Source organism: Bacillus sp. J33, assembly GCF_000518885.1.
Classification (GTDB): domain Bacteria; phylum Bacillota; class Bacilli; order Bacillales; family Cytobacillaceae; genus Cytobacillus.
On record NZ_JAEL01000035.1, the window covers coordinates 40,256 to 51,131 of the forward strand.

Consider the following 10,876-nt stretch of genomic DNA (forward strand, 5'->3'; position numbering starts at 1 on the left):
TCGCGCCTGCGGGTTTTCCCTTTGACTCGTGTTTCCCGCAGGACATTGAATAAGCTCCCTCAAATGAACACCTCGCCGTAAGAAAATGCGTTAGCATTTTCGCTCAACATTTAAATATAAAGCAGACTTCTTTTTATAAAATTTCAGAAAGAATCGCTTTTTGAACATGGAGCCTGTTCCCAGCCTGCTGAAAGACTGCAGAGTTACTGCCATCTATGACTCCTGCTGTGACTTCCTCGCCCCGGTGTGCCGGCAAACAGTGCAAAAAGACGAAATCTTTTTTAGCTTTTTGGACAAGATATTCATTAACCTGATATTTTGCAAAATCATTTAGTCTTTGCTCATTTTCTGCTTCCTGTCCCATGCTCGTCCAGACGTCTGTGTATATTGCATCAGCATCTTTGACAGCTTCTAATGAATCATGTGAAACCTTCACTTCAGCTCCGCTTTGTTCAGCAAATTCTTTTGACAACTTAACAACGCCTGAGTCTGGCTCGTAGCCCTCCGGACATGCAATAGTGATGTTGACCCCCACTTTTGCAGAAGCAATCATAAGGGAATGTGCTACATTATTCCCATCGCCTACATATACAAGTTTCTGGCCTTTTAAAATACCTTTCTTCTCCTGGATGGTTAAAAGGTCGGCCAATGCCTGGCATGGATGATATAAATCAGTAAGGCCGTTAATGACCGGAATGGATGCATGATGGGCAAGTTCCTCTATTTTATCGTGGGAAAATGTGCGAATCATAATGGCATCCACATATTGAGACAGAACTCTGGCAGTATCAGCAATGCTTTCCCCTCTCCCAAGCTGCAGATCCTGGCTATTGAGATAAAGCGCATGCCCTCCAAGCTGAAGCATGCCTGCTTCAAACGAAACCCGTGTGCGCGTAGATGATTTTTCGAAGATCATTCCGAGCACTTTTCCTTGAAGCGGTGAAGATGCTTCACCCTGCAAATGGGCTTCCTTTAATTGTTTTGCTTTATCCAACAAGCCCTTTATTATTTCTGGGGAATAATCGGCAAGAGTTAAAAAATCCTGTCCTTTTATATTAAGAGTATTTTCCGCCTGAGTCGTTATCATAATAAGCTCACTTCCTTTTCTGTGGATGCTGGAACATTGCTTTTTTCCTGATGCCAATCTTCAAGTGATTGGACATCCCATTCCTCTATCGCTAAAGATTTTATAAATGCAATAAGCGTTTCCTTTTCTGTAAAAGTCAAAACCCGGTTTTTAGTTGCTGTTTCCCTCATTTTTTGATCTTGTTCATACTGATTGGGATTATATAAAGCAAGAGCTTCCTGAGCATTCCAAACAGTATCATTTCCCTCTGCGAAAATTGCCTCCGCATTTGCTTTTTCCAGATATGGAGATATCTCATCAAGATTCATATCAGCAGCAATAACCACTTTTCTGCTCACCAAATTTTTTAAACTTGAGTGGAAGGATTTTCTGACAGCTTTTTCATAACTGTTTGCCAGGGAAATACCCTCCCCTGTTGATTTCATTTCCGGACCTACTTTGGAATCCAGCCCTTTTAGCGCATAATTCGAAAACACAGGATATTTTACGCAAACGAATGGAAGCTTAACAGTTTCAGGCATCTCATCCTTCGACAAAAAATATTTCCCGAGCAATATTTTTGTCGCAATTTGTACAAGCTGGATACCAGTCACCTTGCTGATAATTGGGACTGTACGGCTTGCTCTTGGATTAACTTCAAGAATATAAACATCTTCACCTTCTACAATATATTGGATATTCATCAGCCCTTTGTATTGCAGCTTTTGAACGATTGCTTTTGCATAGGAAAGCATTTTCATCTGGACTTCATCTGATAAATTCTGTGGAGGCAGAACAGACATGCTGTCTCCTGAGTGAACACCCGTTTTTTCAATATGTTCCATGATGGCAGGTGCGCATATATGATTTCCATCAGCCGCCAAATCCAATTCGGCTTCTGAGGCATGCATAAAATGGTCAATAAGAATTGGAAACGGAACATCCCCTTTCGTTAGGTATCTTTCCAATTCAGAAGGTGACCCAATTCGTTCCATTCCTTTTCCTCCGATTACATACGAAGGACGTACCAGTATAGGAAATCCTATTTTCTCAACTGCTTGATAAAGCTGCTTTTCAGAATAAACAACATCTCCTTTGATGCGCGGGATCTCGAGGTCATCTAAAAGCTGATAAAAAAGGTTCCGGTCTTCGAGTGCATCAATTGTCTTGGAATCTGTTCCGAGCAAGGTTATTCCATAATCCTCCAAATCTGATGCAAGATTCAATGCTGTTTGTCCTCCCAGCTGTACAATAACCTCGGTAATTGCTTCTGCTTCAATAACATTTAAGATGTCTTCAAGGATTAATGGCTCAAAATAAAGCCTATCTGCAGTTGTATAATCTGTGCTGACAGTTTCCGGGTTATTATTAATCATAATCGTCTCAACACCGGCTTCCTTTAATGCAAACACCCCTTGAACGGAGCAATAATCAAATTCAATGCCCTGGCCAATCCTTATTGGACCGCTGCCGATGATAAGGACCTTTCTTTTACCGCTTTTTTCTTGTTCATTTTCTCCATAATAGCTTGAGTAATAATAATTGGACTGTGCTTCAAATTCAGCCGCGCAAGTATCGACCATTTTATATGAAGGAAGAATCCCAAACTCTTTGCGTTTAATCCTGACTGCTTTCTCGGCAGTATTCCATTCCATCGCCAGGTATTGGTCACTGAAGCCCTTTTCTTTAAAAAGCTGAAGGTCGTCTTTCGTTGCTTCATCTAATGTCAAAGAGGAAATTTTATTTTCGATCTTTACCAGCCCCTGGAATAAATCCAGATAAAAATAGTCGATTTTTGTAATATCATGCAGCGCTTTTAAGGAATAGCCTCTGCGGATTAGTTCCATCAAAATGAAAAACCTTTCATCTGTCTGCTTTTTCAGCAAAGCTTCAAGTGATTCGGTCGTTTTAGTGATTAATGTCTGGCTTTTAAGATCATTCGCTTTGATTTCAAGAGAATGGACAGCCTTTAATAGGGCCCGCTCAAGGTTTCGATCAATTCCCATTACTTCTCCTGTTGCTTTCATCTGCGTACCCAGCTTGCGGTCTGCAGATGGGAATTTATCAAAGGCCCATTTTGGAAACTTAACAATGACGTAGTCAAGAGCCGGTTCAAAGCTTGCAAATGTGTCACCTGTAACTGGGTTTATAATCTCTGATAATGTATATCCAACTGCCAGTTTTGCAGCCATTCTGGCAATTGGATATCCCGTTGCTTTGGAAGCGAGTGCTGATGAGCGACTAACCCTCGGATTCACTTCAATCAGGTAATAATTTTTGCTATGTGGATCGAGCGCAAATTGAATATTGCATCCGCCAATAATGCCTAGCTCAGATATTATTTTGATCGATGCAGACCTTAGCATCTGATACTCCTCATCCGTTAAGGTTTGTGATGGTGCTACTACAATTGAATCACCAGTGTGGATGCCGACAGGATCAATATTTTCCATATTGCAAATGGTAATACATGTATTCTTTGAATCACGCATGACTTCATACTCAATTTCTTTATAGCCGGCAATGCTCTTTTCAATTAAGCACTGATTAATCGCACTTTCTTTTAGTCCTCCCTGAACAAGTGAAGTTAACTCATCAAGGTTTCCAGCAATCCCTCCCCCTGTTCCACCAAGCGTATAGGCCGGGCGGACAATAATAGGAAATCCAATTTCAATGGCAAACTGAACAGCTTCTTCAACCTCATGGACAATGGTGCTTTCAGGAACAGGTTCATTAAGCTCCTTCATCAATTTACGAAAAGCCTCACGGTCTTCTCCTTTCTTAATTGACTCAATGCTGCTGCCCAAAAGCTTTACTCCATAGTTTTCCAGCACACCTTCTTCACTCAGCTGGAAAGCCAGGTTAAGTCCGGTCTGGCCCCCAAGGGTAGCAAGCAGTCCATCAGGACGTTCTTTGCTGATGATCTTTTCCAGGCTGTCAGAGGTCAGCGGTTCAAAATAGATCTTGTCTGCAAAAGCCTTGTCAGACATGATTGTCGCAGGGTTATTATTAACAAGGATTACTTTATAGCCTTCTTCTTTTAAGGCTGCACATGCCTGTGTGCCTGCATAATCAAATTCTGCAGCCTGGCCGATTACAATCGGCCCTGAGCCGATTACTAAAATAGATTGGATACTGGTGTCTTTAGGCATAAGCAAAAACTCTCCTATTCTCGGCTTTAATCATAATCATGAATTCATCAAAAATATAATCACCATCTGCAGGTCCGGGATGTGCCTCAGGATGGAACTGCACAGTCTGGATCGGCAGCACCTGATGCATAAGTCCCTCAACTGACTGGTCATGCAGATTTACATATCGTGTTTTGAATCCAGTTGCTTTTAAGCTATTTTCATCTACTACATAGCTATGGTTTTGTGAGGACATGAATACAGAGCCTTTTTTCAAATCTGCCACCGGATGATTTGCTCCACGATGTCCAAATGAAAGCTTTTTTGTATTCCCGCCAAAGGCAAGCGCTGCGAGCTGGTGCCCAAGGCAAATGCCCAGTGATGGATACTGCTCAAGAATTTTCTTTAATTCAGACAAAATGCCTATCAACTCTTTTGGATCCCCTGGTCCATTGGAGAGGACCACCCCATCAGGATTTAATTTTTTTATCTCCTCTATTTTCGTATCGAAAGGAACGGAGGTAACTTTGCAGGATCTTTTCAGCAAAGAGTCTACTATTGATTTCTTTGCCCCAAAATCAATTACCACCACATGGTTTTCACCTTCACCATAGGTCTCAATCGCTTTTAAAGATACTTTGCAGACCTTTTCATCCTTTTGCAGCATTAATTTAGCAGCTCCGATTTTATTTGATGACATTTTTGCCGGCATACTGCCCTCAGTGCGGATTTTCTTTACAATAGCTCTTGTATCCATATGCCCTAATAAGGGAATATCCCATTTTTTCAAATAATCCGATAATGTATATGCTGACTTATAATGGGAAGGGCTCTTGCTTCCTTCATATACAATAACCCCGGCCACATGGGGCTTTTTGCTCTCGAAATCAGATTCATTTATCCCATAATTTCCTATTAAAGGATACGTAAACACAATTATCTGGTCTTTATAAGAAGGATCTGTCAAAACTTCCTGGTAGCCTGTCATCCCTGTAAAAAACACGATTTCTCCCTCTATATCGCTTTCAGGCTGATTTGTCAGCCATTGGCCCTTATATGAATGGCCGCTTTTTAAATGAAGGTAACCTTCCATTATCAACACCTCGAAGACATCTGTATATTTATATAGATTTATAAATTTTTATGCATTTCTATGAAAAAATAATACAGCCTACACAGCTGATTTTGAGTATTCATTTAGTGTGGATTGAAGAATTTGGGCCGCTTCGTCTATTTCTGATTCTGTTGCAGTCAGCGGAGGCAGCAGGCGCAGGACATTCTCCCCTGCCGGTAATGCCAGCAGTCCATTATCCCTTAATTCCTTAAGCAAAGCTGGTAGATTTACATCTGTTTCAATTCCAACCATCATTCCAAGCTGGCGAATCTCTTTAACAGCTGATAGGTTTTCGAGCGATTCAGACAATTTATGAGAAAGATAAGCGCTCTTTTCCTGTACATCCTTTAAGAATCCTTTCTGAAAAATGGTTTCCATTGTGGCAATTGCCGCTGCAATACTGATCGGATTCCCTCCGAATGTTGAACCGTGGCTGCCAGGACCGAATGCTTCTTCTAAATGTTTTTTCCCAATCACAGCCCCGATAGGCAAACCGCTTCCCAGCCCCTTTGCAGCTGTTACAATATCCGGATTTAAATTAAAATGCTGAAACGCAAAAGCTTCTCCTGTTCTGCCAATCCCAGTCTGGATCTCATCTATTATAAGCAGAGCTCCGTATTCTTTACAAAGCTGCTCTGTTTTTGCTAGAAACTCCTTGCTCCCAATATGAATTCCGCCTTCACCCTGCACGACTTCCAGCATAACAGCAGCTGTTTCTTCATCGATTTCTTCCTTTAGTGCGATAAAATCGTTAAACGGAACATACTTAAAGGTCTCAAGCATAGAGCCATAGCCTTTTTTTATTTTTTCCTGGCCAGTTGCAGCCATGGTGGCAAAAGTTCTTCCATGGAAGGACTGCTGAAAAGTAATGATTTTCTGACGTCCCGTGGCTTTTCTGGCAAGCTTGATCGCTGCTTCGTTCGCCTCAGCTCCGCTATTCGCAAAGAAAACAAGATCCATGCCTGCTGCTTCTGTCAGATGTTTTGCCGCGACCTCCTGCTGCTTCTGTACAAACAAATTGGATACATGCCAGAATTTAGTCAATTGGGTGCCGATTGCTTCTTGTACTTCAGCCGGACGATGACCTAAATTGCAAACACCAATACCCGAAGTAAAATCCAAAAATCGCTTTCCGTTTTTATCTATTAAAATACTGCCTTCTGCAGCTTCCGGCTCCACTTCCCACCGGCTGTATGTCGGGAATAAAAAACTCAATTGTAGACCTCCTTTTTAGCAGAAACATTCGTGCCGATCCAGCAGCCATTTTCATAAAACTTTTCCTTGCCTGATACAATCATTACACTATCCAGCCCTTTTTTGATCGCCTTTGTTGCCGAGGTTACCTTTGGAATCATGCCGCCTGTAATTTTTTCATCCTTTATATGCTGTTCAATTTCTTCCGTATCCAACAGTGGAGAAAGCTTCCCATCAATGAAAATTCCTTTTACATCTGTTACGAAGATACAGTGTTCAGCTTCAATTGCACTGGCGACTGCTGCCGCTGCATAGTCGGCATTTATGTTCAGCTTTGCGCCCGCATCTGCAGCCGCTATAGGTGTTATAACTGGTATAAGATCTTCCCTGAATAACATTTCAAGAACAGACTGGTTTACACTAACAATTTCACCAACCAACCCCAGCTTCTCCTGATCTAAATACTTTCCTTTAAATAATCCCGCATCACTTCCATTTACTCCAAATGCGTTGAAACCGTGCTCCTGGAGCATTCCTGTCAGCTTGCGGTTTGACTGGCCCGACAATACCATTTCTGCCACTTCAAGCACTTCTGGAGTCGTTTTTCTAAGGCCTTTTACAAATTCATGGGGCACCTGATAAAGTTCGAGCATTCTATTGATGGCAGGACCGCCTCCATGGACAAACACCGGCTGATATCCTTGATTCTTTAACTCTAAGAGACTCTCAAAAAATGAATCCCCCAATTCTTCCATAACACTTCCGCCGCACTTAATGACTATACTTTTCATTGTCATCCCCCTAAGTACGATAGCTTGCATTAATTTTGACATAATCATAGGATAAATCGCATCCCCATGCTTTCCCTTTGCCTGCTCCCTGATTAAGATTTACGGAAATTTGTATTGAAGAATTTGATAGATATTCTTTAGCTTCTTCCTCTGAAAATCCCTGTGGTTCGCTATTTTTCAGCATCAAGATTGGTCCTATGGCGATATCTACTGTAGACGGGGTAATACTGGCCTGACTCTGTCCGATAGCTCCTATGATGCGGCCCCAGTTCGCATCCGCTCCATAAATAGCCGTTTTTACCAGATTTGAACCTACAATTTGCTTTGCAACCTTCCTGGCATCCTCGTCAGTCTCTGTCCCGGAGACCACAACCTCTATTAGCTTGGTCGCTCCTTCGCCATCCTTTGCGATTTGTTTGGCAAGACTCTCGCTTGTTTTTGCAAGCATTTCCAAAAATACTTCCCATTCAGGATGATCTGGGGAAAGCTTGCCTGTATTGCTCTGTCCATTGGCCATTACAAGAACCATGTCATTTGTGGAGGTATCCCCATCAACAGTAATCTGATTGAACGTCCGGTCCGTAACTTGTTTTAATGCTGCTTGCAAATCTCCACTGTCTATATTTGCATCTGTTGTGATAAACGCCAGCATTGTGGCCATGTTTGGGTGAATCATTCCAGATCCTTTTGCTGAACCTCCCATCGTGACCGTTTTCCCATCAATTACTGTTGTAAAGCAGCACTTTTTCATGACTAAATCAGTCGTTAAAATGGCTGTTTGAAAAGCCTCGGAGTCAGCAGGTTCATTACCTGGCTCTAATGCCTGAATACCTGCTTCGATTTTATCCATTTGCATGTACTCGCCAATCACACCTGTTGATGCAACAGCTACATGCTGATCCTTTACTTTGAATTTATCTGCAGCAAGTTTTCTCATTTGATAGGCATCCTTTAGTCCTTGGTCACCAGTACAGGCATTGGCGCACGCACTATTTACAATGATTGCCTGGATAAGGCCTTCGGCAGCAATACTTTCCTGTGTAACTTTTAAAGGTGCTGCCTGAAAGTGGCTTGTTGTATAAACTGCAGCACAGTGCGCGGGAGTCTCACTTAAAATAATACCCAAATCTTTTTTTGAATATCGAAGCCCTGCATGGACCCCAGCAGCTGTGAATCCTTTTGGGGTGATGATGCTTCCCGAGGATAGTTCTATTACTTCTGCTACTTGTGATAATGTTGGCAATTCCTTTTCCTCCTTATGGATAGAGCGGAACAAACCCTAGGCCTGCTGTTTCCTCCAGCCCGCTCATAATATTGGCATTTTGGACAGCCTGCCCCGCTGCCCCCTTCATTAAATTATCAATCACTGAAACGATTGTTAGCCTTCCTGTTCGTGAATCAACATGGACACCTATATCACAATAATTGGAGCCTGCCACCTCTTTTACTGAAGGAAAAGTATTTTCCGGCCGTATCCGGATAAATGGGTGCTTCTCATAAACAGAATGGTAAAGTTCAAGAATTTGAGAAGTCGTATACTCTGTTGTTAATTGAACATAGCTGGTTGTCATGATCCCTCTTGTGATCGGGAGGAGATGGGTAGTGAAGGTTATCGGCTGTGTTTCGGCATTCCACTTCGTAAGCTGCTGTTCAATTTCAGGTGTATGCTGATGCTGGTTAACCTTATAAACCCGCAAATTTTCATTTGCTTCGGCATAGCTTGAGTTTCTTGATAGCGACCTTCCAGCCCCAGATACGCCAGATTTTGCATCCACAATAATACCTGCCAGGTTTATCACATTCTCTTTTACAACCGGCGCAAGACTTAACAGTGTCGAGGTTGGATAACATCCGGGATTGGAAACCAATTCAGCCCCGGCAATTTCATCATGATGCCATTCAGAAAGTCCATACACAGCTTTTTCAACAAGGCTTTCTGCCACAGGCTCGTGCTTATACCAATGGAGATATTCCTGTGCAGGAATTCTTAAATCACCTGAAAGATCAATCACCTTAATATTTTCCCCTGAAAATCCTTCTGCCAGTTTCCCTGATATCCCTGAGGGCGTAGCCAGAAAAACGATTTCTGATTGCTCGGCAATTTGATCGAAATCGATTTTCTGCAAGGTGCTGTCCATGATTCCATAAAGATGTGGGTATTCATTCCAGATGGGGAGATCTTCCTTTGTAGAATGTATTGATTTAATATTAAATTCCGGATGATTCTTCAGGATGCGGAGCAATTCCGCACCTCCGTATCCGGTTGTTCCGATAATTGAAACGTTCATAATTGCTCCCTTCCCAGCATAATTGTATATTTAATCATCATTATACATATTTATAAATTTGTGTTTCTCTTATTATAGAAACTGGGAAAAAAAAATGCAACCCATTTTCTATAAGTTTTAAACATTCCTAAAATAGAAATTGCATTTTTAATAGTGAAGAGGTTGACGGTACTGAATTTTTGCCTTTAAATCAAAAGTATGTTGCAATCATTGCATATTCTTTATTAGGTTCGTTTTCCCACGGACATGACAACGGGAAAAGGTGGTTTTTAGCATGAAGCCAATGATAAGCGTTTCGGCAGAGCTAAAAGAATTATTGCTGGCCGTTCACCATAAATTAAAATCGAAAAAGGAAGTTTTTTATTTCAAGAAGGTTCCCCGGCGAATGAGCTTTTTATCATTCTTACCGGGAAAGTTCAGGTGGGCAAAATTGTGCCTGATGGAAGGGAACTCACAGTACGCATGTGCTCGGAAGGGGAGTTGCTTGGAGAATCATCTTTGTTTTCTTCGGTCCCCAAGTATATGTTAAATGCTAAAGTAATCGAAAGCGGAGAAGCCGCTGTTATAAATAAAGATGCACTTGAAGATCAATTAAGCAAAGACAGCAAGCTTGCCTTAGAGCTAATGAAGTGGATGAGCCTGCAGCATCGAAAAAGCCAGACAAAATTCAGGGATTTAATCCTTCACGGAAAAAAAGGCGCCCTATACTCGACATTGATTCGCCTTTCCAATAGTTATGGTGTCAGAATCCGAGAAGGAATTCAGATCGATGTAGCCCTGACGAATCAGGAACTGGCGAATTTCTGCGGAACTTCCAGAGAAGTTGTAAACCGTCTTTTAAGTGAATTGCGGAAATTAGGTGCTATAACTATTCATAAAGGAATAATTACCATCATGGATCTTGATTATTTGAAAATGGAAATTGACTGTGAAAATTGTCCAGCCGATATTTGCAATATTGAATAGAAAATCCGGCCTTATTTGGTCAAGCCCCCATATAGTATAGATATTAAAAAACCGGAGCTGTATCCTCATGGAAATGGCTCCCTTTTTTTGATATTTTAGTTATTTCATTCTTTTTATTTACTTGACATNGAGCCTCGTCACNCATGATTTCCACGCTAGAAAGCCAAGTTTGTAACACAACTAGCTCCCCAATAAGGTATCATGCGTTGCTCCATATCAAGTAGTGCACTTAAAATATTTTGTGTGTTCCTTTTTGGGGACCCATTTCCTTATGCTATAAGGTGCTGGCGGCGATAATTTACTGGAGACTGTCGATTTAATCGTTT

7 protein-coding genes and 1 pseudogene are annotated in these 10,876 nt (G+C 41.6%); 1 reads left to right on the plus strand and 7 read right to left on the minus strand.

Annotated features, from left to right (window positions below):
- Positions 1 to 133: 133 nt before the first annotated feature.
- The 7 genes from argF to argC form a co-directional block, all read right to left on the minus strand.
- On the minus strand, positions 134 to 1,087 hold the full coding sequence (gene argF / locus L634_RS0112495) for an ornithine carbamoyltransferase (RefSeq protein ID WP_026582744.1): 954 nt from the start codon (positions 1,085 to 1,087) through the stop codon (positions 134 to 136).
- Positions 1,084 to 4,218: a carbamoyl phosphate synthase large subunit gene (locus L634_RS0112500; protein WP_026582745.1), complete on the minus strand. Its 3,135-nt coding sequence runs from the start codon at positions 4,216 to 4,218 to the stop codon at positions 1,084 to 1,086. The genes argF and L634_RS0112500 overlap by 4 nt, the downstream gene beginning before the upstream one ends.
- The gene (locus tag L634_RS0112505) at positions 4,211 to 5,290 is read right to left on the minus strand and encodes a carbamoyl phosphate synthase small subunit (RefSeq protein WP_026582746.1); all 1,080 of its coding nucleotides are present in this window, start codon (positions 5,288 to 5,290) and stop codon (positions 4,211 to 4,213) included. Before L634_RS0112505 ends, L634_RS0112500 begins: the two co-directional genes overlap by 8 nt.
- Before the next feature lie 78 nt (positions 5,291 to 5,368).
- Positions 5,369 to 6,526, minus strand: coding sequence for an acetylornithine transaminase (locus L634_RS0112510; protein ID WP_026582747.1), 1,158 nt, complete (start codon positions 6,524 to 6,526; stop codon positions 5,369 to 5,371).
- Positions 6,523 to 7,296 (minus strand): acetylglutamate kinase, encoded by a 774-nt coding sequence (gene argB / locus L634_RS0112515; RefSeq protein ID WP_026582748.1) that lies wholly within the window; start codon positions 7,294 to 7,296, stop codon positions 6,523 to 6,525. Before argB ends, L634_RS0112510 begins: the two co-directional genes overlap by 4 nt.
- 10 nt (positions 7,297 to 7,306) lie before the next feature.
- A complete protein-coding gene (gene argJ, locus L634_RS0112520; protein WP_026582749.1) occupies positions 7,307 to 8,539 on the minus strand; it encodes a bifunctional ornithine acetyltransferase/N-acetylglutamate synthase in 1,233 nt (410 codons plus the stop codon).
- A 13-nt stretch (positions 8,540 to 8,552) separates the two neighbouring features.
- A complete protein-coding gene (gene argC, locus L634_RS0112525) occupies positions 8,553 to 9,584 on the minus strand; it encodes an N-acetyl-gamma-glutamyl-phosphate reductase (RefSeq protein WP_026582750.1) in 1,032 nt (343 codons plus the stop codon).
- Between the two features lie 283 nt (positions 9,585 to 9,867).
- Between argC and L634_RS31080 the strand changes: the two are divergent.
- Positions 9,868 to 10,550: pseudogene (locus L634_RS31080) on the plus strand (Crp/Fnr family transcriptional regulator).
- Positions 10,551 to 10,876 lie beyond the last annotated feature (326 nt).

Bases quoted from the DNA above. Each gene is read 5' to 3' on its own strand.
- argF (WP_026582744.1), bottom strand. From the start codon at position 1,087: ATGATAACGACTCAGGCGGAAAATACTCTTAATATAAAAGGACAGGAT.
- L634_RS0112500 (WP_026582745.1), bottom strand. From the start codon at position 4,218: ATGCCTAAAGACACCAGTATCCAATCTATTTTAGTAATCGGCTCAGGG.
- L634_RS0112505 (WP_026582746.1), bottom strand. From the start codon at position 5,290: ATGGAAGGTTACCTTCATTTAAAAAGCGGCCATTCATATAAGGGCCAA.
- argB (WP_026582748.1), bottom strand. From the start codon at position 7,296: ATGAAAAGTATAGTCATTAAGTGCGGCGGAAGTGTTATGGAAGAATTG.
- argC (WP_026582750.1), bottom strand. From the start codon at position 9,584: ATGAACGTTTCAATTATCGGAACAACCGGATACGGAGGTGCGGAATTG.